The sequence below is a fragment of the Mesorhizobium huakuii genome (assembly GCF_030160235.1).
Classification (GTDB): domain Bacteria; phylum Pseudomonadota; class Alphaproteobacteria; order Rhizobiales; family Rhizobiaceae; genus Mesorhizobium; species Mesorhizobium huakuii.
In genome coordinates this window covers 64403-88651 of record NZ_BSNY01000039.1, presented here as the reverse complement: position 1 = coordinate 88651, position 24249 = coordinate 64403, and the positions used below count along the sequence as shown (strand labels likewise).

The 24249-nt window shown below is 65.3% G+C and carries 26 protein-coding genes; 13 read left to right on the top strand and 13 right to left on the bottom strand.

Going from position 1 to position 24249, the window contains the following annotated elements; all coding sequences use genetic code 11:
* Positions 1 to 331 precede the first annotated feature (331 nt).
* The gene (locus tag QQK95_RS20885) at positions 332 to 1501 is read left to right on the top strand and encodes a flavin-containing monooxygenase (RefSeq protein WP_284276214.1); all 1170 of its coding nucleotides are present in this window, start codon (positions 332 to 334) and stop codon (positions 1499 to 1501) included.
* 13 nt (positions 1502 to 1514) lie between these two features.
* On the opposite strand, the gene QQK95_RS20880 is transcribed toward QQK95_RS20885, so the two are convergent.
* Both QQK95_RS20880 and QQK95_RS20875 read right to left on the bottom strand, forming a co-directional pair.
* Entirely contained in the window at positions 1515 to 1739 is a 225-nt protein-coding gene (locus QQK95_RS20880; protein ID WP_284276212.1) for a hypothetical protein, read from the bottom strand.
* 235 nt (positions 1740 to 1974) lie between these two features.
* Positions 1975 to 3978, bottom strand: a complete 2004-nt coding sequence (locus QQK95_RS20875) for a PhoX family protein (RefSeq protein ID WP_284276210.1) — start codon at positions 3976 to 3978, stop codon at positions 1975 to 1977.
* A gap of 272 nt (positions 3979 to 4250) precedes the next feature.
* Between QQK95_RS20875 and QQK95_RS20870 the strand changes: the two genes are divergently transcribed.
* Positions 4251 to 4907, top strand: a complete 657-nt coding sequence (locus QQK95_RS20870; RefSeq protein ID WP_284276208.1) for a hypothetical protein — start codon at positions 4251 to 4253, stop codon at positions 4905 to 4907.
* 192 nt (positions 4908 to 5099) lie between these two features.
* Here the strand turns inward: QQK95_RS20870 and QQK95_RS20865 are convergent, their stop codons facing one another.
* Entirely contained in the window at positions 5100 to 5762 is a 663-nt protein-coding gene (locus tag QQK95_RS20865) for a response regulator (RefSeq protein ID WP_284276206.1), read from the bottom strand.
* Entirely contained in the window at positions 5759 to 7150 is a 1392-nt protein-coding gene (locus tag QQK95_RS20860) for a sensor histidine kinase (RefSeq protein ID WP_284276205.1), read from the bottom strand. The genes QQK95_RS20865 and QQK95_RS20860 overlap by 4 nt, the downstream gene beginning before the upstream one ends.
* A 169-nt stretch (positions 7151 to 7319) precedes the next feature.
* On the opposite strand from QQK95_RS20860, the gene QQK95_RS20855 reads away from it, so the two are divergent.
* The 4 genes from QQK95_RS20855 (at position 7320) to QQK95_RS20840 (ending at position 10787) form a co-directional block, all read left to right on the top strand.
* Positions 7320 to 7658 carry a hypothetical protein gene (locus tag QQK95_RS20855; protein WP_284276203.1) on the top strand — a complete coding sequence of 113 codons (339 nt, stop codon included), beginning with the start codon at positions 7320 to 7322 and terminating at the stop codon, positions 7656 to 7658.
* 28 nt (positions 7659 to 7686) lie between these two features.
* On the top strand, positions 7687 to 8397 hold the full coding sequence (locus QQK95_RS20850) for a phosphatase PAP2 family protein (RefSeq protein ID WP_284276201.1): 711 nt from the start codon (positions 7687 to 7689) through the stop codon (positions 8395 to 8397).
* Between the two features lie 296 nt (positions 8398 to 8693).
* The gene (locus tag QQK95_RS20845) at positions 8694 to 8972 is read left to right on the top strand and encodes a helix-turn-helix domain-containing protein (protein ID WP_010912541.1); all 279 of its coding nucleotides are present in this window, start codon (positions 8694 to 8696) and stop codon (positions 8970 to 8972) included.
* A gap of 66 nt (positions 8973 to 9038) precedes the next feature.
* Complete coding sequence (locus QQK95_RS20840) at positions 9039 to 10787, top strand: SulP family inorganic anion transporter (RefSeq protein ID WP_284276198.1); 1749 nt, start codon at positions 9039 to 9041, stop codon at positions 10785 to 10787.
* Positions 10788 to 10844: 57 nt separating this feature from the next.
* Here the strand turns inward: QQK95_RS20840 and QQK95_RS20835 are convergent, their stop codons facing one another.
* From QQK95_RS20835 to QQK95_RS20825, 3 genes are all read right to left on the bottom strand, one after another.
* Positions 10845 to 11471, bottom strand: coding sequence for a DNA-3-methyladenine glycosylase (locus QQK95_RS20835; RefSeq protein WP_284276196.1), 627 nt, complete (start codon positions 11469 to 11471; stop codon positions 10845 to 10847).
* Positions 11450 to 11830: a nuclear transport factor 2 family protein gene (locus QQK95_RS20830; RefSeq protein ID WP_284276194.1), complete on the bottom strand. Its 381-nt coding sequence runs from the start codon at positions 11828 to 11830 to the stop codon at positions 11450 to 11452. Before QQK95_RS20830 ends, QQK95_RS20835 begins: the two co-directional genes overlap by 22 nt.
* 98 nt (positions 11831 to 11928) lie before the next feature.
* Positions 11929 to 12786: an SMP-30/gluconolactonase/LRE family protein gene (locus QQK95_RS20825; protein ID WP_284276192.1), complete on the bottom strand. Its 858-nt coding sequence runs from the start codon at positions 12784 to 12786 to the stop codon at positions 11929 to 11931.
* 114 nt (positions 12787 to 12900) lie between these two features.
* Here QQK95_RS20825 and QQK95_RS20820 point away from each other — a divergent pair, with 114 nt between their 5' ends.
* The gene (locus QQK95_RS20820; RefSeq protein WP_284276190.1) at positions 12901 to 13689 is read left to right on the top strand and encodes a helix-turn-helix domain-containing protein; all 789 of its coding nucleotides are present in this window, start codon (positions 12901 to 12903) and stop codon (positions 13687 to 13689) included.
* 11 nt (positions 13690 to 13700) lie between these two features.
* Here QQK95_RS20820 and QQK95_RS20815 read toward each other — a convergent pair whose 3' ends face one another.
* Complete coding sequence (locus QQK95_RS20815; RefSeq protein WP_284276188.1) at positions 13701 to 14339, bottom strand: DUF6622 family protein; 639 nt, start codon at positions 14337 to 14339, stop codon at positions 13701 to 13703.
* Between the two features lie 129 nt (positions 14340 to 14468).
* Here QQK95_RS20815 and QQK95_RS20810 point away from each other — a divergent pair, with 129 nt between their 5' ends.
* Positions 14469 to 15299: a LytTR family DNA-binding domain-containing protein gene (locus QQK95_RS20810; RefSeq protein WP_284276186.1), complete on the top strand. Its 831-nt coding sequence runs from the start codon at positions 14469 to 14471 to the stop codon at positions 15297 to 15299.
* Positions 15300 to 15305: 6 nt separating this feature from the next.
* Here the strand turns inward: QQK95_RS20810 and QQK95_RS20805 are convergent, their stop codons facing one another.
* From QQK95_RS20805 to QQK95_RS20795, 3 genes are read right to left on the bottom strand one after another with little or no spacing between them, the layout of a single operon-like run.
* Positions 15306 to 16112, bottom strand: coding sequence for a C40 family peptidase (locus QQK95_RS20805; protein WP_284276184.1), 807 nt, complete (start codon positions 16110 to 16112; stop codon positions 15306 to 15308).
* Positions 16113 to 16167: 55 nt separating this feature from the next.
* Positions 16168 to 17112 (bottom strand): CHAD domain-containing protein, encoded by a 945-nt coding sequence (locus QQK95_RS20800; protein ID WP_284276183.1) that lies wholly within the window; start codon positions 17110 to 17112, stop codon positions 16168 to 16170.
* On the bottom strand, positions 17109 to 17582 hold the full coding sequence (locus QQK95_RS20795) for a CYTH domain-containing protein (protein ID WP_284276181.1): 474 nt from the start codon (positions 17580 to 17582) through the stop codon (positions 17109 to 17111). The genes QQK95_RS20800 and QQK95_RS20795 overlap by 4 nt, the downstream gene beginning before the upstream one ends.
* Positions 17583 to 17672: 90 nt before the next feature.
* Between QQK95_RS20795 and QQK95_RS20790 the strand changes: the two genes are divergently transcribed.
* Genes QQK95_RS20790 through QQK95_RS20775 form a run of 4 tightly spaced genes read left to right on the top strand, consistent with a single transcriptional unit; the run spans position 17673 to position 21395 of the window.
* The gene (locus QQK95_RS20790; protein ID WP_284276179.1) at positions 17673 to 18395 is read left to right on the top strand and encodes a CerR family C-terminal domain-containing protein; all 723 of its coding nucleotides are present in this window, start codon (positions 17673 to 17675) and stop codon (positions 18393 to 18395) included.
* Positions 18392 to 19345 carry an HlyD family secretion protein gene (locus tag QQK95_RS20785; protein ID WP_284276177.1) on the top strand — a complete coding sequence of 318 codons (954 nt, stop codon included), beginning with the start codon at positions 18392 to 18394 and terminating at the stop codon, positions 19343 to 19345. The genes QQK95_RS20790 and QQK95_RS20785 overlap by 4 nt, the downstream gene beginning before the upstream one ends.
* Positions 19342 to 20262 (top strand): ABC transporter ATP-binding protein, encoded by a 921-nt coding sequence (locus QQK95_RS20780; RefSeq protein ID WP_284276175.1) that lies wholly within the window; start codon positions 19342 to 19344, stop codon positions 20260 to 20262. Before QQK95_RS20785 ends, QQK95_RS20780 begins: the two co-directional genes overlap by 4 nt.
* Positions 20259 to 21395, top strand: coding sequence for an ABC transporter permease (locus tag QQK95_RS20775; RefSeq protein WP_284276173.1), 1137 nt, complete (start codon positions 20259 to 20261; stop codon positions 21393 to 21395). The genes QQK95_RS20780 and QQK95_RS20775 overlap by 4 nt, the downstream gene beginning before the upstream one ends.
* A 91-nt stretch (positions 21396 to 21486) precedes the next feature.
* Here QQK95_RS20775 and QQK95_RS20770 read toward each other — a convergent pair whose 3' ends face one another.
* Positions 21487 to 22470, bottom strand: a complete 984-nt coding sequence (locus QQK95_RS20770; protein WP_284276171.1) for a threonine/serine dehydratase — start codon at positions 22468 to 22470, stop codon at positions 21487 to 21489.
* A 156-nt stretch (positions 22471 to 22626) separates the two neighbouring features.
* Positions 22627 to 22944, bottom strand: a complete 318-nt coding sequence (locus QQK95_RS20765; protein WP_284276170.1) for a hypothetical protein — start codon at positions 22942 to 22944, stop codon at positions 22627 to 22629.
* A 179-nt stretch (positions 22945 to 23123) separates the two neighbouring features.
* On the opposite strand from QQK95_RS20765, the gene mbfA reads away from it, so the two are divergent.
* Positions 23124 to 24107 carry an iron exporter MbfA gene (gene mbfA, locus QQK95_RS20760; RefSeq protein WP_284276169.1) on the top strand — a complete coding sequence of 328 codons (984 nt, stop codon included), beginning with the start codon at positions 23124 to 23126 and terminating at the stop codon, positions 24105 to 24107.
* Positions 24108 to 24249: the final 142 nt, after the last annotated feature.

The following is a 24249-nucleotide window of genomic DNA, read 5'->3' as shown; positions in this document are numbered from 1 at the left end:
CGGACGCGCCACGGCGCCTTGATTTTTCACGGGAAGCCGAAATCCCTGCGGTTTCGGATTCCTGCGTCGGTAACGAGATCCGCCAGCCCCCGGAGCTCGAATCAATCACATTGCCGCGACCTGATTATCGCCGATGCCGCTGATATGCCATATAGGGCTGCATGGTTTCGGACGGAAGCGGGGCATTCCGCACCATGTCGTTGCTCTGGCCGCATTTCCGCGACGGGAGTTGTCTGCGCCTGGCGGTGCGATGTTCTGCGCGCGATCAAACGGTTACAGCGTCCTGCGAGCTTGTCGGGATGCCGCAGGGGTGAAAGGGCTTTGAGAGTGAATGGCTGATACGACAACCAGACCGAATGTGGAGCAGGTGGCGAAGGTCGAGCCGGCGATCGTCATCGGCGCCGGCGCCGCCGGACTGGCTGTCGCGCAGGCGCTGATCAAGGCCGGCGTGCCGGTGGCGATCCTGGAAAAGGAGAGCCGGCTTGCCGAGCCCTGGCATCGGCGGCACCAGCAGCTGCATCTCAACACCCATCGCGACCTCTCGGCGCTGCCCGGCCTTTCCTATCCCGGAGGCACGCCAGCCTTTCCACCCAAGAGCGTCGTCATCCGCCACATGAACGATTTCCGCGAGGCGAACCAGCTGCCGGTGGAGTTCGGCGTCGCCGTCGAGACCCTGGTGTTCCGGGGCGACCATTGGGCGGTGCGCACCAGCGCCGGCTCGCGCCTGGCGCGTCACGTTATCGTCGCCACCGGCCGCGACAAGGAGCCCTTCACGCCGCAATGGCAAGGCATGCAGGCCTTCGCGGGCCGGATCATCCATTCGGCGGATTTTGGCGACGCCAACGCCTATGCCGGCAAGAAGGTGCTGGTTGTCGGCGCCGGCAATTCGGGCTTCGATGCCCTCAATCATCTGGCCGGCGTGGATACGGCTTCTCTCTGGCTGTCGGCCCGCAATGGCCCCGCGCTTCTGCCCAAGCGGATCGGCAAGATCGCCGTGCACCGGCTTTCGCCGCTCATGGCGCGTTTGCCGCTGCGCGTCGCCGATGCGGCGATCGCGGCGACGCAGCGCCTGGTTTTCGGCGATCTGACCAAATTCGGCATGCCGCCCGCGCCGTCGGGCGGCGCCAGCCGCCTGACCTCGGACTACACCGCGATCGCCGCGGACGACGGCGCCGTCGACGCCATCAAGGCGGGCAAGATCGCCGTGGTGCCGGCGATACGCGAATTCACCCGCCACGGCGTGATCCTGGCCAATGGCAGCCTGATCGATCCCGATATCGTCATTGCCGCGACCGGCTATCGCACCGGGCTGGAGCGCATGGTCGGCAATCTCGGCGTGCTCGACGGCAAGGGTGTCCCGCTCTTCAACGGCGGTGACGCCGACCCGAAACTGCCCGGCCTGTGGTTCACCGGCATGCGGCCGAGCATTCGCGGCTGCTTCGCCAATGCCGCAATACTGGGCAAGGCGATCGCCAGGCGGATCACCGGTTCCGGCCACTAGCAAACCTGGCGCCTCACGCTGATTTCGGCTCGAGCCGACGGAAACCGACGGCGTCCGTCAGCATCTCCTCGTCGACCATGCCGGCATTGTGGAGCGCGAGCAGGGTCAGCGCGATCTCGCGCGCTTCCGGCGAATCGGGCCGTGCTGCGCGCCGCAGGCAGGCTTCGTCGAAGACGCGCTGCAGCCTGGCGATGTCGGCGGGCTTGAGCAGGCCGCGGTCATAGACTGACTTCGACATGGTGGCGGTCTCCTGGAAACGACCCGATGCATGTCGCCCAAAAGTGACTCCGGTTTCGGGAGAACGATATGCACAAGACAAGGACCTAACGCGCGTCGCATGAATCCGTTTCGACGTGCGTTGGGGCGCCACCTGTAAATTGGCAATCTTTCCCGAGGCTTGAAGGAACTCATGCGGAAAGGGAGGGTGTTCGGGAACCAGACCCCTCCCTTGAGATCCGCGGACCGGGTTGCGATCAGACCGCGATCTTGCCGCCGCCTTGCCTGGTGATGGCGACCACCGACGGCCGTACCGGCATGTCGGGCTTGAAGTCCGGCCAGCGCGTCGACGGATCCTCATAGTAGGACGGCCGGCCGAAACCTTCCCAATCCTCGCCGCCGTCGCCCGGATGCTGGACGGCGACGAAGGCGGTCTGGTCGTCGGGCGCAAACAGCGGGCCGCACATTTCCGCACCGATCGGCACCCGGAAGAACAGCTTCGAAGTCGCCCGCGCAGCCCCCTCCGTGTCGACCGCCCACAGGCCATCGGTGCGGCCGGTGGCCTTCGGGCCCTGGCCGTCGGTGGCGACCCACAGGCGCCCGGCCGAATCGACCGCGCAATTGTCGGGCATGCCGAACCAGCCATGGGCCGTCGTCGCCGTCGAGAAGGTGGCGCCGACATCGGCGACCGACGGATCGCCGCATTTCAGAAGCACTTCCCACTTGCCTTTGGTGGCCGTGAAATCGCCGTCGGTCTCGGTGATCTCGATGATGTGGCCGAAGGCATTTTCGGCGCGCGGGTTGGCGGCGTCGACCTGGTCGGCCTTGCGCTTCGAATTGTTGGTCAGCATGACATAGACCTTGCCGTTGACGCCATTGGGCTGGATGTCCTCGGGCCGGTCCATCTTGGTGGCGCCGAGCAGATCGGCGGCGCGCCGCGTCTCGATCAGCACGTCTGCCTGGCTGCCAAAGCCGTTTTCCGCCGTCAGCGGCCCCTGGCCGAAGACGATCGGCAGCCAGTCGACCGTGCCGTCCTCGGCGAATTTCGCGACATGCAGCGTGCCCTCGTCGAGCAGGTCCTTGTTGGCGGCATGGTCGTTGGCGTTGAACGTGCCCTTGGTGACGAATTTGTAGACATAGTCGAAGCGCTCGTCGTCGCCGAGATAGAAGACGACGCGGCCGTCCTTGGCGACGATGGATTCGGCGCCCTCATGCTTGAAGCGGCCCATGGCGGTGCGCTTCCTCGGCGTCGAATTCGGATCGTTGACGTCGACCTCGACGATCCAGCCGAAGCGATTGGGTTCGTTCGGCTCCCTGGCGAGGTTGAAGCGGTCGTAATGCGCGCCCCATTCATAGGCGCCTTCCGGAATGCCGAGCCGCTTGTAGTTGGCGGCTTCCTTGTGACCTTCCGGCAGTTGGCCGGAGAAATAGCCGTGGATGTTCTCCTCGGCCATCACATAGGTGCCCCATGGCGTGACGCCGCCGGCGCAATTGTTGAAAGTGCCGAACACTTTGGTGCCGGACGGGTCGGCATTGGTCTTGACGCGGTCATGGCCGGCGACCGGGCCTGACAGCGCCATTTCGGTGGTGGCGGTGATGCGGCGGTTGAGCTTGCCGTCGCGCGCCACTTGCCATTTGCCCGACACCTTGCGGATCTCGACGATGGTGCCGCCATGCGCCGCCATCTCGACATCGACCTGCTCCTTCGAGAGCGGGGCGACCTCGGCCTTCTTCTTCCCGTCCTTCTCGACGATCGAAACGATGCCTGGGAACATCAGATGCGGGTTGGTGTATTCGTGGTTGACGACCAGAAGGCCGTGCTCGGCCGAGCCGTCGATCGCGATATAGCCGACATAGTCATTGTTGTAGCCGAACTGCCTGGCCTGCGCTTCCGCCGACTGTTTCGTCGGGTCGAACTCCAGGGAATCGGCAAACAGCGGATCGCCCCAGCGCAGCAGCACGTCGGCGTCGTAGCCCGGCGCGACATGGTGCTTGTCGTCGATGCCGGCCTCGAGCTCGTCGAATTTGAAGGCCGAGCCTTCCGCGGCGCGGGCGCCGTCCGCGGCGATCATGGCCAGCGGGCCGACGGTCGCGGCGATCGCGGAGACGGCGAGCGACCCCTTCAGGAATCCCCGGCGCGAGAACCGCGCGGCGATGATCTCGCCCATGGTGCGGTTGTCGGTGGGGTTGGTGGCCGGTCCTTCGTTCTCCTCGAGCAGGCTGGTGCGGAATCGGGCGTCGGGGGAGCGATGTTCGGTCATGAGGGCCTCTGGCTTTGGAGTGGCTGGAGCTTTTTGTCGCCTTTCGACCCCTACAGCCGACTGATCACATTTTCGTGACATCATACATGCTCCGCCGTTCCGCGCGAGATGGTTGTCACCGCGACATCGGACTTTAGTCCAATCTTGCGCTGGCAAAAGTCCTGGAGGACAAACGCAACGGTCGGAGGTCGCTTCCGGCCAATACATCTTTCGGCGATGTTGCGGGTTGCAACGTTGGGGTGGGCGCGCCGGCTCAATCGACGGAGATCAGGATGCACGGATCGATCACGGCCCGGTGTCGCCGGCTGACGCTCGTTTCGGCGGCTTCTCTGGCGCTGACCATCATTCCCTATCGAATTGCTCTGCACGGCTCCGCCCCCGGAATCGACACCGCGTCAGCACAGGCCGCCAATGGCGGCAATGGCGGTGGCAACGGCGGCGGCAACGGCGGCGGTAATGGTGGTGGCAACGGCGGTGGTGGCGGCAAGGGCGGTAACAGCGGCGGCGGCAACAGCAGTGGCGGCAGCAGCGGCGCCAGCAGCAGCGGCAGCAGTGGTGGTAACAGCGGTGGCGGCAACAACGGCAACAGCGGCGGCAATGGCGGTGGTAACAGCAGTGGCGGCAACAGCGGTAACAGCGGCGGCGGCAACAGCGGCAACGGAAATGGAAACGGCGGCAATTCTGGAACGGATGGCAGCGGTGACAACTCGGCATCCGGCAAGGGTCAGGGCGACAAAGGTGTCAGCCATGTCAACGTCACGACCGGTGACAAGGTCGAGGTGAGCGACAACCAGATTACGGTCACACACCCCGACGGCATCACCGAGAAGATCGAGAACGGCCGTTTCAAAATGAGGGATGCGCTGGGCCGCACGATCATCGACCGCCGGGCCACGCCGGCGGACTTCAGCCGGCTAAAGGCCTTGTGAAACAGGCAACGGCCGGTTTCGCACGTCACCTCCGCCGCCACCGGCGCAGGTGACCTTCCTTGTCCGACCTCCCTTGTCCGACCTCGCGCGCGGGTCCGCGATGGCCTGACTGTTTGTCTTGATGCTATTCCCAAGGGGAAAGCGCTATGCGCTCTGCCCGTGAAACCCGTTCACACTTTTCCTGGAATTGCTCTAAGGGCGGTTCCTGTCCCGGTCGCGAAACTCGCGCATCATGAGCGCCGCTTCAGTGCGGTTTCGCACATTGAGTTTCGACAGCACCCCGGTCATGTGGTGCTTGACCGTCTTTTCCTGCAGCTCCAGGCGCAAGGCAACCTCCTTGTTGGAGAGCCCCTCCGCCACCAGCCGCAGGATTTCCGTTTGCCGTTCGGTCAGTTGCCGCAACCGGTCCGCCGCGCCGTTGGTGGATTGCGGGGACTGGAGATCGGAAAGCAGCCGCGCCGACAGCATCGGCGAAAGATAGCTCTCGCCGCCCGCCACGTTGCGCAGGATATCGGCGAGCGCGCGCGATCCGACACCCTTGAGGATATAGCCCTGCACGCCCGCGTTCAGCGCCGTGGTTACATCGGCATTGGTCTCCGAAACGGTCAGCATGACGATCCTCTGGGCGGGATGGGCGGCAAGGATGCTTGCGACCGCGGACAGGCCGCCACCCGGCATGGAGATATCGAGCAGCAATATGTCAGGCTGCATCGTCGAGGCGATGCGTTCGGCATCTTGCGCTGTCGCGCCTTCGCCGACGATCTCGAAACCTCCGATCTCCGACAGGCTGCGCGTCACGCCTTCGCGAAACAGCGGATGATCGTCGACAATAGCGATGCGGATAGTGCCAATCATGCTTGCTCCTCGACCGAAAGACTGATCACCAATCGCGTGCCTTGCGCTCCCGTCAAGGTCTCGAACTGGCCGCCAATGCTTTCGACCCGCTCCCTGAGGCCGGCGAGCCCCAACCCGTCGACCCGCGCCGGATCGAAACCCGGCCCGCTATCCGACACCTCGACAAAAAGCCTGCCATTCTTCATCCCGGCCCGCACCGCCTGATCCTTGGCCCGCCCGTGGCGATAGGCATTGTTGAGCCCTTCCTGCACGAAACGATAGATGCTGATCTTCTCGGAAGCGCCGAGTTCGGGCAAATGCTTGGGCAGTGTGAGCGCCACCGACGTTCCCGTCCGGCGCTCATGTTCGTCGACGGCCAGCCGCAATATGTCCGTTGCAGCCGCCGTTTCTATCTGCGGCAAGACGAGACCGGTGCAGATACCGCGTATTTCGCGCATCGCATCCTCCAGCGTCTTGCGGATCATCGCGACCTCGGTGGCGCGGTTTTCGCCCCAATGGCCCTCGCCGGAGAATACCGGGCTGTCCATGCGCAGCGCCGCCAAGGCCACGAGTTGCGCCGGTCCGTCATGCAGGTCGGCGCCGATCCGGCGCAAATATCGTTCGTTGAGTGCGGTGGCGCGGCGCGACGCCCGCTGCACACGCTGCCGCAAGGCGCTGTTTTGCGTCACCAGGCCCTGCAACTCCGACACCTGGCGGCGCAGCGCCCCGCGCTGATCGTCGATGGTGCGGCTGGCGCGCAGCACGATGCTCGACAAGAGCAGAAAAGCCGTCAGGGTGGTGCCGGCCACGATCAGCCAGCTCGACAGCAGGGCAGAGGCCAGCGTGGCTTTGAAATCGGTGGCGATCTCGAAGAATTCGGTGACGGCCACCACCTCGCCGGACCAGGGTTCGCGCACCGGATTGTAGATCTCCAGCAACGGCACGCCGGCGGTCTTTTCCCTACCTTCGGTTTCGTCGAACGTGTCGAATTGGGCGGTGACGTTGCCCTGGAAGGCGGACCGCAGATCGTCGGTCAGATCAAAGCGGCGGCCGATCAAGGCCGCGTCCTTGGCATAAAGCACGGTGCCGTCTCGGCGCCAGAGCCGGAACGAGGCCAGGCGCTTGCCGAGCGCGCCCTGGCCGAGCGTCTCGTCGAGCGCCTGTTTGACGGAGTCGCTGAGCTCCTCGCTCTTGCGCAGGTCCGGCAGCAGCGGCGCGATCACGCTGTCGACATAGAGCGCCGTCGTGGCGGCCGAATTGCGGGTGACGCCGTCCCGGATCTGCGACGTCACCCATGCACCCACCACCAGCATGACGGCCAGCAGGCCAAAGCCGCCGGCAACGAGGAATTGCAGGGCAAGGGAAAGCTCGCTCCAGCGCCGCGCCAAATTCTGCAGAATACGAATCATGAGCCCCTGACCGCCCTTCCATCGATCAGCTGGGCGATATCGGCACATTGAGCCTCAGTCTTGCCGTTGCCAAGACCTTCGTTGGAAGGAGTTTGCTTGACGTCTCGAGGCGCTTGGGAAACAAGGTCCGCGGCACATGCGGCGGCAGCCGCTTCGAGGGGATGGGACGTTGAGTTTTTCGGGACTGCTGCAGCTTGGCATTTCGACGGTGATCTTCCTTTTGGCGGCAACCGCCGCCAAGCAATGGGGACTGGCGCCGAGCCTGGGCAAGATCCTGTTGACGCTCGCGCTCTACTCGCTGGGCAATCTGATCATGCTGCGGCTGATCCGCGAATTCGGCATGTCGGTGTCGTTCAGCCTCTCGGCGGTCATCCAGCTGGTCTCGGTCAACGTCGTGGCGCTGGTGTTCTTCGGCGAGCGCGTCAACGCACTGCAGGCCACCGGCATCGTGCTGGCGATCGCCGCCGTGGCGCTGATCACGCTCGGACCCTATCTGCAGGGGCGTTGATCGAGATGAAGATTGCGACACCGGCCCGATGAAAGACACCGCAAGCACCCTGCTCAATCGCATCGAATTCCCGGTGCTGCTGGCCGGCCTGGTCATCGCCGGCGGGCTGTGGGGCTTCGTGGAGCTGATGGAGGTGGCGCGGGCAACCGCGCCGCACGCCTTCGACACCGAAATCCTGCTTGCCTTCCGCCAGGTTGGCCAACCGGGGATCCCGATCGGCCCATCGTGGCTGGAAGGGGCGGTGCGCGACATCACCAGCCTCGGCAGCGCCAGCGTGCTGGTGCTGATCACGACGGCGACGATCCTCTATTTGCTGTTGATCCGCCGGCCGGGGACGGCCCTTCTCATCTTCGTCGCCGTGGCCGGCGGCCAGGTGCTGTCGAGCCTGCTGAAGGTTGGCGTCGACCGGCCGCGACCCGAGCTCGTTTCGCATCTGGTCAACGAGACGTCGTTTTCCTTCCCGAGCGGCCACGCCATGCTGTCGGCGGTGACCTATCTCACGCTCGGTTCGCTGGCGGCGCGCTTCCTGCACGGCAGGGCGACGAAGATCTACGTCCTGTCGCTGGCCGTGCTGACGACGGTGCTGGTCGGTGTCAGCCGCGTCTATCTCGGTGTCCACTGGCCGTCGGATGTGCTGGCCGGCTGGTGCGCGGGCTTCGCCTGGGCGATGCTGTGCTGGCTGGTGGCGCGGATGTTGCAGCGCCGCAAGGTGGTGGGCGACGATGCCGATGGCGACTGACCGCACCCTCGGGCTTGCCCTCAGATCAATCTGTTGATGAGGTGTCCACCACAGCCTGCCAGGGCCAGAACCATCGACAGCAGGCATGCCGATGTCATCAAGGTCTTGAAAACAGTCAACCGCGTTACCCCCCTGCCCAGATCGCGACACCCTAGCCTGCAATCCTCGGGAAGTATCGGAAAAAATGGACAATCAGGCGAAGGCGCTTACGCCTCAGACATTCATATTGATGCTTGAAACATCATGACAATGGTATTATACGTTATTCCTGCAGACTCAGACATGGGGTCCGGCCGATGATCACTGCCGCGCAGATGCGTGCCGCAAGGGCCTTGGCCGGCATCGACCAGAAGACGCTCGCCGAGCGCGCAGGCGTTTCGCTTCCGACCATCCAGCGCATGGAAGCGAGCGATGGCGTGGTCCGGGGTGTGGTCGATACGCTGATGAAGGTCATCCAGGCGCTCGACGAGGCCGGGGTGGAGTTGATCGGCGAGAACCAGGCCAGCGAGCGCGGCGGCAGGGGCGTGCGCCTCAAACCCGCCGTGCCGCCAGATCCCAGGGCTGAGCCGGCATAAGTCGCGACGGCGACCGCCGACATTCCTGCCGACGATCCCGCCGCCTTCATGTGCGGAAGGCAGTCCATGGATCAGACACGGCAGGCAGTGCATCAACCGATCAAAAGGTCGGCCCACAAGTCGGCCCACGGGTCGGCCCACGGGTCGGCAAAGCCGACATTTTCCGAATTGTTCACGCCCAAGCTGGTGACGGTCTGGCGCGAAGGCTACCACCTGCCGCAGTTCAAGTCCGACTTCATGGCCGGGCTGACCGTGGCCATCGTGGCCCTGCCGCTGTCGATGGCGATCGCGATCGCATCGGGCGTTACGCCGGAGCGCGGCTTGTTCACGGCCATCGTCGGCGGCTTCATCATTTCGGCGTTGGGCGGCAGCCGCTTCCAGATCGGCGGGCCGGCCGGCGCCTTCATCGTGCTGGTGGCGGCAACCGTCCAGCGCGAAGGCGTCGACGGATTGCTCCTGGCAACGATGATGGCCGGTGTCTTCCTGCTCGCCATCGGCTACCTCAGGCTTGGCACCTACATCAAATTCATTCCCTATCCGGTGACGGTCGGCTTCACCGCCGGCATTGCGATCATCATCTTCTCCGGCCAGATCGTCGAATTGTTCGGGCTGAAGCTTGCGGGGCCGGAGCCCGGGCCGCTGCTGCCGAAATTGATGGCGATCGGGCGGGCAGCCGGCACGGTGAACATCTCGGCGACGCTGGTGGCGGTGCTGACCATCGTCACCATTGTCGCGATGAAGCGTTGGCGGCCGGGCTGGCCGGGCATGCTGATCGCCGTTGGGCTTGCCTCGCTGGTGGTGGCGCTGCTGGCGTTGCCGGCTGAAACCATCGGCACGCGCTATGGCGGCATTCCACGCAGCCTGCCGTTTCCAGCATTGCCGGCGCTCAGCCTGGGCAAGATGCTCGCGGTGCTGCCGGACGCCATTGCCTTTGCCCTGCTCGGCGCCATCGAATCACTGCTGTCGGCCGTGGTCGCCGATGGCATGACCGGCCGGCGGCACCGCTCCAATTGCGAGCTGGTGGCGCAGGGTTTCGCCAACATCGCCTCCGCCCTGTTCGGCGGCATCTGCGTCACCGGCACCATCGCCCGCACCGCCACCAATGTGCGGGCCGGTGCGCATGGGCCGGTCTCGGGCATGCTGCACTCGCTGTTCCTGCTGGTCTTCATGCTGGTGGCGGCGCCGCTCGCCAGCTACATCCCGCTTGCCGCGCTTGCCGGCGTGCTGGCGGTGGTCTGCTGGAACATGTTCGAAAAGCAGGCCTTCGCGACGTTGCTGCGCGCCTCGCGCGGCGATGCGCTGGTGCTGATGGCGACCTTCCTAATCGTCGTCTTCCGCGACTTGACCGAAGGCATCGTCGTCGGTTTCGCCCTGGGCTCGATCCTGTTCATCGACCGCATGGCCAAGTCGATCGCGGTCGAGGCGCATCTGGTACAGGACGATGTCGCCGATAGCGTCAACGCCGCCGGCGCCTATGACGCCAGCGAGGCCAGCGACGCCGACACCGTCGTCTACCGCATTTCGGGCGCCTTCTTCTTCGGCGCCGCCTCCACGGTCGGCAGCGTGCTCGACCGCATCGCCGACCAGCGCAAGAACTTCATCCTCGACTGCTCGGCGGTGCCCTTCTTCGATTCGACGGCGGCCAACGTCATCGAGGGCGCCGCACACAAGGCGCAGCGCGCTGGTGTGCGCTTCATCATATCGGGCGCCTCTCCGCAGATACGACGCACCCTGATCAACCACGGCGTCAAGCGTCCGCTGGTGACCTACGCCGCTTCGATCAGCGATGCGCGGGCGCAGCTGGCGGGGAAGTGAGAGGTGCGGCCACTTCCCATCCAGCCTCCTTCACGGGAGGAGGCCGCCCGCCGCCTCTCATGGGTTGAGCGACCTCGGCCCGCTGACGAACGGGCTTCCCCTGACATAGTACCGCAGCAGCCGGTCCGCATCCTTGGTAATGCCGATCCTGGTGCCTTGCCCGATCTCGCCGGGTTTTTGGCCACCCTTCGCCAGCCACAGAGGCCCTTTCCGGCAGAGGTCGAGCCCGTCGAGCGACCGGTCGATCCGCAGCGCCGCCGCCAGCCTGCCCGGCCCGCGCGCCAGGTCGCGCAAGCGCTCGACGCCGCGATTCTCCCGCATGATGGCGATGCCTTCGAGCGGCTCGAGCGCCCGGATCAGCACGCCGGTCCCGGTACCTTCCGCCTCGCTCGAGACATTGAGCATCATGGAGACGCCGTAGGCGAGATAGACATAGGCGTGGCCGCGCTCGAGGAACAGCGAGCGGTTGCGCGGGGTCATTCCCCTGAAGCCATGCCCGGCGGCGTCGCCGACGACATAGGCCTCGGTCTCGACGATGCGGCCGCTGACCATGCCTTCAGGCAGCGCCCGCATCACCAGCTTGCCGATGAGGAAGCGGGCTAGAGCGGCCGTGTCGTCGGGCAGCTCCGAACGGGCGATCGGCGGATGATCAATCCTGTGGTTCACGGGATGCGCTCGACCCATTGCGCGCGCGATGGTCCCGGCTCGAACGGGTCGCCGAAATACTGCGTCTCGCGGGCCACCTTGCCGTCGACGAACTCCATGATGCTGACGGTGAAGGAGGGCCGCCCGTCATAGGTCAGGACATATTCGGTGACCCAGAGATCATCGGCGCCGGTGATCCGCCGCACGCTAAAGCGCTTGCGGTTGGGCTGCGCGGCGCGGGAGGACTGGATGTTGCGCCGCCCGCGGATGCGCTCGCCCGATTGCGGATAGTCGAGCACCGCATCCTCCCGGTAAATGTCATGCTCCGCCTCGAAGTCACCGGCATCGGAGGCAGTCCAGTGACGATGCAGAGCCGCAGGGATGTCCCGGCCTTCCATGGCAATAATCCTCCTGGACCGTGGATGGACTTCGTAGCACGGTCCATCCCACGGCTGTTAGCGAGAGGTCGCACGGATCGGCCCTGAGCCTCCGGCTCTCAATCGAGCTTCAGCGCCGCCACCTCGCCCTCGTTCATCAGCGGCACGTAGAGGATCGACTTGCCGTCGGTGCCGATGTCGGCGCTGCCCGGCTTGAAATGGGCCACCGCTTCCGGCGCACCGCCGGCATGATAGCGGTAGAGCGTGCCGGTCATGTAGGCGGTGGCATAGATGGTGTCGCCGATGGCGATGACGCCGTCCAGGTCGGCGAATGTCTGCGCACCGGGCAGCGGCGAAATCGCCTTGCTGGCGAGATCGATGGCGAGCAGCCCGCCTGGTTCCGCCGTGCTGAAGTCGGGCTTGATGCCCTTGCCCCACGAGGCGACGATCAGCCTGTCGCCATCGGCGAAGACGCCGTTGGGCGAGGCGAGCAGCGCATCCTTGACGAACAGCTCCGGCCGGTCGCCGTCGATGCGGTAGATCGTGTCGGCCAGCATGTCGCTGACATAGACCTTGCCTGTGTGGTCCGAGGTCATGTCGTTGAGGAAGACGGCATTCGGCACCGCGATGCTGGCGATCAGCCTGCCGCTGGCCAGATCGACGACGCGGACCTTGGTGATGTCGGCGACATAGAGCTTGCCGCCCGATATCGCCATGCCCTTGGGCGCGTCCATGCCGTCGGTCCAGTGCTGGGTGATCGTCTTGCCGTCGAGGGACAGCACCGAGAGATAGCCGTTGCCGTCGGCTTCGCCGGGATTGCCGACGATGTTGGAGACGATGATGCGGTTGTTGGCGGCGTCGAACAGCGCCGATTCCGGCTGTTCGAGGCCCGTGGCGCGCCAGAGCTCGCCGGCCCGGGCGGCTGGTGCGGCGCTAATACCGATGGCGGCGAATGCTAAGAGGATGAGGCGGTTCATGGCTGTTCTCCTGTGATGGCAGGCGAGAGCTAGGATTTTCGATACTTTTCTGGAAGTCCGATTACCGCTAGTATCGAATATCGATACGAAACTGCCGGCAAGAGGGTGCATGCCATGAACGGTCTGATCTTCGAGGCGCTGAAGCGGACGCTGAAAGCCAAGGGCGTCACCTATCGCGAGCTTGCCGAACGCATGGGCGTTTCCGAGCCGACGGTGAAGCGTATCTTCCATGAGCGCAACTGCAAGCTCGACCGGCTGGTGGAGATCTGCGCGGCCGCCGGCGTCGAGCTGGAAAACGTGCTCGGCTCGATGAACCGGGGGCCGGGGCCGCTCAACCACATCGCGCCCGAGATCGAACGGAGGCTGGCCGGCCGGCCGGCGCTGCTGTTCATCTTCGTCATGCTGTCGGAAAAGTTCACGCCCGAAGGCATCATGCGTTCGCAAGGCCTGAGCGAGGCCTCGATGTTCCTCTATCTGCGCGATCTGGAAGACCTCGGCCTGATCGCGCTCGGCCGGGGTCTTTCGGCAAGATTGCTGGTCGAGACGCCGATCCAGTGGAATTTTGAAGGGCCGCTGAGGCCGCTGTTCGAGATGACCAACAAGAATTTCATCGGCTGGGCCATCACCCATATCGACAGGGAGGCGACCTTCGTCAGCTTCTCCAGGCGGATGCGGCCGGAGACGGCGGAGATGGTGCGGCGCGAAGCGGAGGAGTTGGCCGAGCGTGCCAAGCTGCTCGCCCATCACGACCAGCATACGACGCCCGAGGACGGGCTCACCGGTTACAAATTCACCTTTGCCTTCGGCGCGACGCCGTTCCCCGCGATCATGCCCATCGGCCCGCACGCGCGAGATGCCGGCGCGCGCCCGAAGGATCCGGCAAAGCGGCCGCAGCCGGCGTGACCGGGGATTTCTCAGGCCGGTTGCCTGAAGAATCCACGCGGAAGAACACCGATCGAGCGTGCAATCATCATCGCCGCAAAGAGACCCGACAGCACCGCGCTTGCCAGCACGAAACCGGTCTCCTGCGCCAGGGCAGGATCTACCCCAAGCGCGATGCCCCTGGCATAGCGAATGATGATGATGGCGACGATCAGCGCCAGGGGCAACCAGTCGCCTTGCAGCGCCAGCCTGCCGTCGGCAAGCAGCCTGGCCGGCCGCCGACGCGCCATGGCCGTGCCGGCGAGGGCGCCGGCCACGGCGCCGCAGGCGGAGCCGAGCAGTCCGGTCGCCGAAATGCCCGAGGCGACGAGATTGTAGAGGGCAAGGCCGCTGACGAGCGCCGGCAACACGAGAAGGCGTGAAGGCGAGACGACGCGGTCCCGGGTGCGGCTCCAGCCGATGAACAGGCCGTAGAGGATCAACGGCCAGACCCAGAGCGGTGTGTGCGACAGGATATCGACGGCACCGGGCATCTGGGTCTCGGCAGCGATGTTCGCGGCCAGCGCGATACGGCTTGACGCCGGCAGCAGGCCGGCGGCACACAAAAGCGTGGCCGGCTTGCCGAAAGGCAAGGTGGTTATCTGAATCGTTTGGATGCGGTGAAGAAACATTGCGGAACTCCGTCCGTGGTTGAAGGCTTACCGCCGGCGCGGTATCGCTTGGCGCTGCGGGTTGACCGGCACCATGCAGAGCCGCCAGCCCTGCATCAAACGCCTCTTCGGCAAGGGACGAATGGCTACGTGAACAGCACGCTGTTGCATTCCACGCTTCGCGAAATGCAGGCGCTGTTCGCCTCGCCGCGCTTCTGGGGCGCGCTTGTGGCGGTGTCGGCGATCCTCGGCGTCGCTGGACCTTTCGGCACGTTCCAGGAACTCGCACCCTTGCCCCGCTTCGCCTATTGGCTGGCATTGGCACTCGCGACCTTTTCGGTCGGCTATCTCACAATGCGGCTGACGCTCGCCGCCGTGTTCGGCGCCGCGGGCTCGCAGCCGGTCCGCAGCGTCGTCGCCGGCACCGTTGCCGGATTTCCGATCACCGCGATGGTCGTGCTGTTCAACCGCTCGCTGTTTGGTGGGCCGCTCCCGTCTGCCGCTGCCGCCGCCGGACTGTTTCTCAATTGCAGCCTGATTTCGGTCGCTATCTCTTTCCTGATCGCCATGGGGAGAAACCCGCAAGGCGCGGCCGTGACGGCGCCGGCCACCGCTGCGCCGCCACGCGGTTCGGCCCCGTCGCCACAACCGTCTCCGCCGCAACCGACGCGGCCGCCGCTGCTCGACCGGCTGCCCCATGCGGCTCGCGGAAAATTGCTCTATCTCTCGATGCAGGATCACTATGTCGAGGTGCACACCGACAAGGGCTCGACGCTGATCCTGATGCGGCTGGCCGACGCCATCCGCGAGGTGGGCGACACGCCGGGCGTGCAGGTCCATCGCTCGCATTGGGTGGCGCTGGACGCCGTCACCGGCAGCCGCCGCAAGGACGGCAAGCTGTTCCTGAAGCTGTCTGACGATGCCATGCTGCCGGTTAGCCGGTCCTGCATCGACGCGGTGCGCAAAGCCGGGCTTGCCTGATCGTCGCTACTCGGCGGCTTTCGCGTCAGGATCGGCGGCACCGTCGTCCCACGTCATTGTCCGGTAGTCGAAACCATATTCCAGCGTCGGCTTGACGATGCGGAAAAACGGCGACAGGTCGAAGTCGCGCGGCGTGTAGAGCGAGTGGTGGCGAATGTGCAGGATTTCCTTGCGCATATAGGCCGACTGCGCCGAGGCGCGGCCCGGCGCACGGGTGATCTCGGGCAGGATCGGATAGCGGATCTGCCCATAGGCCTCGGCAATCAGCGTCGAGCAGATGGCTCGCGTCGGATCGCCGGAGCCGAAGGCCAGCATGCGGCGGCGCCAGCGCACCGGCACCGGCGGTGTCGGCAGGAAATAGCGCAACATGTCGAAAATGTTCTTGAGGTCGTATTTCAGGCCAAGCTTGCCGATCATGAAGGCGACGACATGATCGCGGTCCTCCGGTGTCAGCCCGCTCGCCCGGCAGATGCGGGTGTTGTAGGTGCGATAGCGCGACAGGGGTACCGCCACGCAGCCTTCGCCGAGCGTCACCTCGATCAGCCGCCGCCGCTCGGTTCCGTCCTCCGGCTCGGCCAGCGCGTCGCCGACATAGAAGGCCGCATGCGACCAGGTCGACTGGGTGAGGTACTTGATCGCCGCCGAAATCTTCTGGTTGCCCTCGATCAGCAGGATGTCGCCCGGCTCCAGCGTGCGGCGCAGCGTCTCGGCGTCGGATGGGGTATAGGGCTCATAGCCGGAGGATTCTTCCTGCAGCCGGCCGGCAAGCCAGCGGCCAAGTCGATCCAGAAGCGTGTCGCCGGGCTCGGTCATGGTAGAGCGTGACTAGCACGGGCCGGCGGGGAAGTGCCAGCGCGCCGCCTCTTGGTCAGCCGGCGGAAGCGCTCGTCTCGTCGTGCGACGCCGGGCTGGCCAGGTCGTCGCGCGCCTTGCGGGCCAGTTTACGTGTCGAGCGCTTGGGGCTGTCGCCGAACAGCTCGGTTGCATCGGCGAGGCACGACTTCCGCAGCTGCTTTTCCGAGCGCTTCAACAGCTTGCCCAGAAGCTTGGTGTCCTCGCGCGGCCCCAGCGGCTCGTCGTCCGCCTCGAGCAGCGCGCGCATGACGAACAGGTCGTGCAGTTCGCCGAGCCGCTCGCCCAGGGCATCGACGGCCTTGCGCCGCGCCTTGATCGGCGTCGGCCACAGCCTGCCCAGCAGCGACAGGTGCATGCCATGCGTCTTGGCCGCCTTGCGCAAATCGTGGAAATCATTGGCCTCGCCGCGCGAGCCGGCCCTGTCGAGCGCCTTTTTGGCACGGCGCAGAGTGACGCGGGCGCCTTCGGCAAGCACGTCGGCCGCCTGTTCGGGCTGGTCGGGCAAGGCAAGGCATTCGATCCGCTTCATGCCGTCTTCGCAGGCGGCGGTCGCCGCGCCGATCGTCGCTTCGAGGCCGGCGCCCTCATGCAGATCGTGCTGACGCGCGATCAGCCTGTCGCGCACGGCATCGAGCCCGCCATCGGCGCTCTCCTTGGGAAAAGCCGCCGCCAGCCGGTCGATGGTCTCGATCAGTGCCGTCGCCTCGCGCGGGCCGGCAAGCAGCGCCGCCACGTTGCGATAGCATTGGTTCTCTGTCGTGCAGAATGTTTCGTCGCCGGAATGAACCAGGCGCAACAAGGCACGCACGCTCTTCAGCCGCTTGCGGCATTTGTGCAGGCCCTGTTCCGGCCGGCTGCGCGCAGCATCCAGATGCTGGAGCGCCTTGCCGATTTCCTCGGCAAGGATGCGCCGGACCTCGCCGGTCAGCGGCAGGCGCGGGTCGATGCGAAAGCTCATGCGGCGATCTCCGGTATCCCCCCGAGGGCGAGCGACGCGTTGTAGAATTTCTGCTCGCCGGTCACTTCACGGCCGAGCCAGTCAGGCAGCATTTCGTCCGGCACATCTTCCGGAGTCTCGAGTTCGGCCACCACAAGTCCCGCGAGTGCACCGCCAAAGACGTCGACTTCATAGAGATAGCCGCGATGCCTAACATGGTGACGTGTCTTCTCGATGACACGTCCGATGGCGAAGTCCAGCATCTCCAGGGCATCCGCCAGAGGGATCGGATATTCGAACTCGTCGCGCTCGCGAGCGCCGCTGCCGAATTTGAGCGTCAGCTTGGCGGAAGCGCCGTCGCTGATGCGGATGCGGACGGTTCGCCCGGGCGCCGTGGCGAGATAGAACTGGAGGATGCGGATATTCGCCTCGGCCAGCTCCCGCCACGCGGTGCTGGAGACCAGGAACTTGCGCTCGACTTCCTTGCCCATGGCCGCGCACTAAAGCGCTTGGCGCGGGCGATGGCAAGACGGCTCCGAACGGCAGTTGACTTTAATCAATCGATTGATTAAAGTTTCGCCATGACCAGATTGCCCAACCCCAAAAGTCCACGCCGCGAGACCTCTCCGGAGCTGACGCGTGCCGCACTCGTGCAGGCGGCGCTGAAACTGTTCGGCCGGCAGGGTTTCGACGGCACCTCGACCCGCGAGATCGCGGCCGAAGCGCAGGCCAATATCGGCTCCATCGCCTATCATTTCGGCGGCAAGGAAGGCCTCCGCGCCGCCGTCGCCGACTATATCGTCGAGACCATCCAGGCGGTTGCCGGCCAGGCACTGGCCGCAGGCCGGGCGCCAGCCAGTGGCCAGGCGGCGCCGGCGGGCGATCCCGAGGCGGCGCGCGCGCAGCTTTTCGCCGCAATAGAGGGGATCGTCGGCTTCGTCGTGGCGCAGCCGCGGGCAGGCGAGATCGTGCAGTTCTTGCTGCGCGAACTGCAGCATCCCACCGCTGCGCTCGACCGCGTCTATGACGGCGTGTTCGAGCCGACGCATCGCCGTCTATGTCATCTGTGGGAGCAGGCAACCGGCGAGCCGGCCGAAAGCGAGCGGACCCGGCTCACCGTGTTCACGCTGGTCGGCCAGGTCGTCTATTTCCGCATCGGCCGCGAGGCGGTGAAGCGCCGCATGGGCTGGCACGACATCGGCGCCGCCGAGGCCGCCAAGGTCGTGGCGGTCACGACTGACAATCTCAGCGCCATACTGGCCGCCCGAATGGGATCAAAACCCCCAATTGGATCAAAACAATGAGTTTCCTCTGCTCCTTGCCGCTCGCCGCGAAGCTCCTCGGTGCCTGTGCGCCCGCCGCTCCACTCGCCGTCGGCTATGTCGAGGGCGACTATGTGCTGCTGGCGCCCATCGAGGTGGCGCAGGTCGAGACCGTCGTCGTCAAGCGCGGCGATCGCGTCACGCCGGGCGCGACGGTGGTGACGCTGGAAAGCGCCGACGCCAGCATCGCGGTGGCGCAGGCCGAGGCAAGCCTTGCCCAGGCGCGGGCGCAGCTCGCCGATCTGCAAGTCGGCAAGCGGCCGGAAGAGATCGCCGCACTCAAGGCGCAGGTCGACATGGCCAAGGCGCAGGCTGATGACGCCAAGCGCAAATATGATCGCGCCGCCGATTTGTTCAAGCGCGGCACCGGCACCCAGGCCGACTACGACACCGCCTCGGCGACGCTGGAGACCGCCAACGCCCAGGTCGGCCAGGCGCAGGCCAATCTCGCCGTCGGCGGCCTGCCGGCGCGGCCCGAGACGATCAAGGCCGCCGACAATCAGGTCAAGCAGGCGCAGGCCGCCCTGGAGCAGGCCCGGTGGCGGCTGTCCAAGCGCACGCTGGCGGCGCCCTCGCCCGGCCGCGTCAACGACGTCATCCGCAATCCCGGCGACACGGCCGGGCCGACCGCGCCGGTCATCTCGATGCTGCCCGACGGCGCTATCAAGCTCAGCGTCTACATACCGGAGGCGGCCTTCGCCTCGGTCAGGATCGGCAGCCTGCTCAGCGTCCATTGCGACGGCTGCGGCGACGGCGTGAAGGCGCGCGTCAGCTATGTCTCGCCCGATCCCGAATTCACCCCGCCGGTGATCTATTCGCTCGAGAACCGGCAGAAGCTGGTCTATCTGGTCGAGGCGCGGCCGGAGGGCGATGCCGGTCCGCTGCAGCCCGGCCAGATCGTCGACGTCGACCTCGCGGAAACGGCAAAATGAATGCCATCGACGTTCATGGCCTGGTCAAGCGGTTCGGCGACAAGACCGTCGTCGACCATGTGACGATGTCGGTCGCCGAAGGCGAGATCGTCGGCTTCCTCGGCCCCAACGGTTCGGGCAAGACCACCACCATCCGCATCATGTGTGGCCTGCTGACGCCGGACGAAGGCGAGGGCACGGTGCTGGGGTTCAACATCCGCACCGACTCGCTCAGCATCAAACGCGAAGTCGGCTACATGACGCAGAAATTCTCGTTTTACGAGGATCTGACGATCGGCGAAAATCTCCAATTCGTGGCGCGGCTCTACCAGCTGAAACCGGTCGAGGACTATGTCGCCAGGACGCTTGATGAACTCGGCCTTACGTCGCGCCGCGATCAACTGGCCGGCACGCTGTCCGGCGGCTGGAAGCAGCGGCTGGCGCTCGCCGCCTGCATCATGCACAAGCCGAAATTGCTCTTGCTCGACGAGCCGACGGCCGGCGTCGACCCCAAGGCGCGGCGCGAATTCTGGGACGAGATCCACCGCCTCGCCAGCGGCGGGCTGACCGTGCTGGTCTCCACCCACTACATGGACGAAGCCGAGCGCTGCCACCGCATAAGCTACATCTCCTACGGCAAGATGCTGGCCACCGGCACCGTTGAGGAGGTGGTCAGGAATGCCGGCCTGACGACGTTCGTGGTGCAAGGGCCGCGGCTGGCCAAGGTGGCCGAAGAGTTGCATGGCCGCCCGGGCGTCGACCAGGTGGCGCCTTTCGGCGCCACGCTGCATGTCGTCGGTTCCGACAGGAAGAAGCTCGAGGCAGCCCTCGCCGATGTCGAGAAGGAGCATAAGGGCGTGACGGTGGCGCCGGGCGAAACCAGCCTGGAGGACGTCTTCATCCAGTTCATGTCGGGGTCGAAGGACAACATGGCATGAATGGCGTCTTCTCCTTCGCCCGGCTCGGCGCGCTGCTGATCAAGGAGTTCATCCAGATGCGGCGCGACCGCATCACCTTCGCCATGATGCTCGGCGTGCCGCTGCTGCAGCTGATCCTGTTCGGCTTTGCCATCAACAACGATCCGAAGGGCCTGCCGACGGCGCTGGTGGCGATGAGCAACGACCAGTATACGCGCGCCATGGTCTCGGCGCTGCAGGTGACGGGCTACTATCATTTCGACCATGTCACCGAGAGCGCCGAAGAGGCGGAGTTCCTGATGGCGCGCGGCGACGTTTCCTTCGTCGTCACCATCCCGGCCGACTTCGCCAGCCGAGTCGAGCGCGGCGACAATCCGCAGATCCTGATCGAGGCCGACGCGACCGATCCGTCGGCCGCGAGCGGCGCCATTTCCACGCTGAGCACGGTGGCGAGCCAGGCGCTGCTGCGCGCGCAAGGCATGCAGGCGGCGGCCGCCGAGAATGCCAGGCAGCAGCTGCAGGTGGTGGTGCACCATCGCTACAATCCTGAAGGCATTTCGCAATACAACATCGTGCCCGGCCTGCTCGGCGTCATCCTGCAGATGACGATGGTGATGATGACGGCCATGGCGCTGACCCGCGAAACCGAGCGCGGCACGATGGAGAACCTGCTCGCCATGCCGTCCAGCCCGGCCGAGATCATGCTGGGCAAGGTGCTGCCCTTCCTTGTCGTCGGCGCGGTGCAGGTCGCGGTGGTGCTGGTGGCGGCGAAGCTGTTGTTCGATATCCCGTTCGTCGGCAGCCTGACGCTGCTGCTGTCGTCGGTGCTTGTCTTCGTGCTGTCGCTGGTGCTACTCGGCTACACCATCTCGACCATGGCCCGCTCGCAGATGCAGGCCATGCAGCTGACCTTCTTTTTCTTCCTGCCGTCGCTGCTCCTGTCCGGCTTCATGTTCCCCTATCGCGGCATGCCGGGCTGGGCCCAGGCGTTGGGCGAAATCTTCCCGCTGACGCATTTCCTGCGCATTACTCGATCGGTGATGCTGAAGGGCGCCGACTTCCATGCCATCGCCACCGAGGTCGGCTGGCTGGCCGTGTTCGTGCTGGTCTTCGCGGGCACCGCGCTGCTGCGGTTCAGACGCACGCTGGACTGACCGCAAACGGGCACCTCGGCCCGGCCGCAGTGAGCGGCCGAGGCGCCCGCCGGGCTACGCCGATAGCGAGATGGCACCCAGGACAGAGCGTTCAGGCGGCCGCCATGATCCCGGCATAGGTGCCGAAATCGACATTGCCGCCGGACAGCACCACGGCGACATTTTTGCCGGACAGTTCGATCTCGCCCGACGACAGCGCCGCGAGCGCCACGCAGCCGCCCGGTTCGACCACCAGCTTGAGATAGGCCATGGCATCGCGCATCGCCTGCGCCGTCGCTTTGTCGGAGACGGCGATGGCCCCAGTGAGGTTCTTGCGGTTGATTTCGAAGGTGATGACGCCCGGCTCGGCGGTCAGGATCGCGTCGCAGATCGAGCTGTAACCCGGTTCGTTGGAAACCCGGGCGCCGGCGGCGAGCGAGCGGCGCGTGTCGTCGAAATGCTCGGGCTCCACCGCCCAGACCGCGGTGGCTGGCGAGGCATCCTTGACCGCGACCGAAATGCCGCTCGAAAGGCCGCCGCCACCGCAGGGGATGACGACGGCGTCGAGGCTGACGCCGAGCGCCCTGGCTTGCCGCATCAGTTCAAGGCCGATCGTGCCTTGCCCGGCAATGATGGCCGGATCGTCGAAGGGCGGCACCAGCACCATGCCCCTGTCGATATAGGGGCGAACCACGCTCATGCGGTCATCGCGAAAGCGGTCGAACGGCACCACTTCCGCGCCCATCTTGCGGACATTGCCGATCTTCATCGCCGGCGCGTCCGCCGGCATGGCGATGACCGCCTTGACGCCGAACATGGCGGCGGAGGCGGCAACCCCTTGCGCATGATTGCCCGAGGAGAAGGCGACGACGCCCCGGCCGCGCTCTTCCTCGCTCAGCGACGAAAGCTTGTTGTAGGCGCCGCGGAACTTGAACGATCCGGTGCGCTGCAACGTCTCCGGCTTGAACAGGATGCGGCCGCCGAAGCGCTTGTTCAGCTCGGCCGATTCGATCAATGGCGTTTCGACGATCAAGCCGGAAAGCCGCGCGGCGGCGGCATGGATGTCGGCGATGCCGGGAGGGGTGGTGGCGGTCATGCGAGGTCCAGCAAGAGAGGCAGTCTCTTCTCATGATGCCCGCAAAGGCACATGGCGCACCATTGAAAAAATGTGACCGTTACAAAGTTGGCGGATATGGGCCGGGCACTGTCTCCGTCGTCTCGGCAGTCACCCCCCGCCGACATCTCGCCAGTTTCAACCAAGAAGTGTCCGCTGCCTCTTCGTCCCGCCCAGCTTGCGCCAATTGTTGAAGCGGTGGGTGGCGGCGGCAAAGGAGATCTTCATCTGCTGGGCGACCGAGTAGCGCGACTTGCCTTCGTCGAACAGGCGGTAGCAGCACTCGACCCCTTCCTCGGTCAGCTTGCCGTCCGGGGCCTTGTTGTGCGGGTTGGCGGGGTCGAATTTCTCGATCTGCTGTTCGACCAGGCCCTTCAGGCGCTGCAGATCGGCATCGATGCTGGCGATGAGATCGAGAACGGGTTTCGGTTCGAAATGGGGGGGCGGTTTCGTCATATGCTCAAAATCCTCATCCTTGTCTTAGGTTCAGCTATATAGGTGAATCTTTGGCAATAAACAGGGATCGAGGCCGCTCGGGCGCTTCAACAATTCTTGAACCTGTGGCCCTCAGCGCGATTGACCCGGGGCGCCGCAAACCCTAGTTTAGAACAATTCTAAACTAGGGTCCTTTCCTCATGCTTTCCCGTGTTTTCGGCTTCGGCCGCCGCCCCTTCGAATCGCTCTCCGAGCAGGAAATCCTGGCGCTGGCCATCTCATCCGAGGAAGATGACGGGCGCATCTACCGGGCCTATGCCGACGGGCTGGCGGAAAGCTTTCCGCAATCGGCAAAAGTGTTCGAGGAGATGGCCGAGGAAGAGGACGGCCATCGCGACTCGCTGATCGAGATCTTCCGCAAGCGCTTCGGCGAGCGCATCCCGCTGATCCGGCGCGAACATGTGAAGGGCTATTACGAGCGCAAGCCCGACTGGCTGGTCAGGCCGCTCGGCATCGAGCATGTGCGCAGCCAGGCCGAAGCCATGGAGCGGCAGGCCTACCTGTTCTACGTCGAAGCGGCAAAGCGCACGACCGATGCCTCGACGCGAAAACTTCTCAACGACCTGGCGATAGCCGAACAGGGTCACGAGACGCTGGCCCAGCGGCTGGAGCAGAAGCACGTGCCCGGCGACGTGAAGGATGAAGAGGCCGCCGCCGAGCAGCGCCAGTTCATCCTCACCTATGTGCAGCCGGGGCTGGCCGGCTTGATGGACGGTTCGGTGTCGACGCTCGCGCCGATCTTCGCCGCCGCCTTTGCCACCCATGACACCTGGCAGACCTTCCTGGTCGGGCTTGCCGCGTCGATCGGCGCCGGCATCTCCATGGGTTTTACGGAAGTCGCTTCCGACGACGGCAAGCTCTCGGGTCGCGGCTCGCCGATAAAACGCGGCATCACCACCGGCGTCATGACATCGGCCGGCGGTCTCGGCCACGCATTGCCCTATCTCATCCCGCATTTCTGGACGGCGACGGCCGTCGCCGCCGTGGTGGTGTTCTTCGAATTGTGGGCCATCGCCTTCGTCCAGAACCGCTACATGCAGACCCCCTTCCTGCGCGCCGCCTTCCAGGTGGTGCTGGGCGGCGCGCTGGTGTTCGCCGCCGGCGTGCTGATCGGGAATGCATAGTTCTTCCTTCCCCCCTTGTGGGGGAAGGTGGATCGGCGCGTAGCGCCGAGACGGATGAGGGGTGCTCCAGCGAAGTGAGGCGCTGGTGTTCCCTGGAGCACCCCTCATCCGACCTCGCTTCGCGAGGCCACCTTCTCCCGCA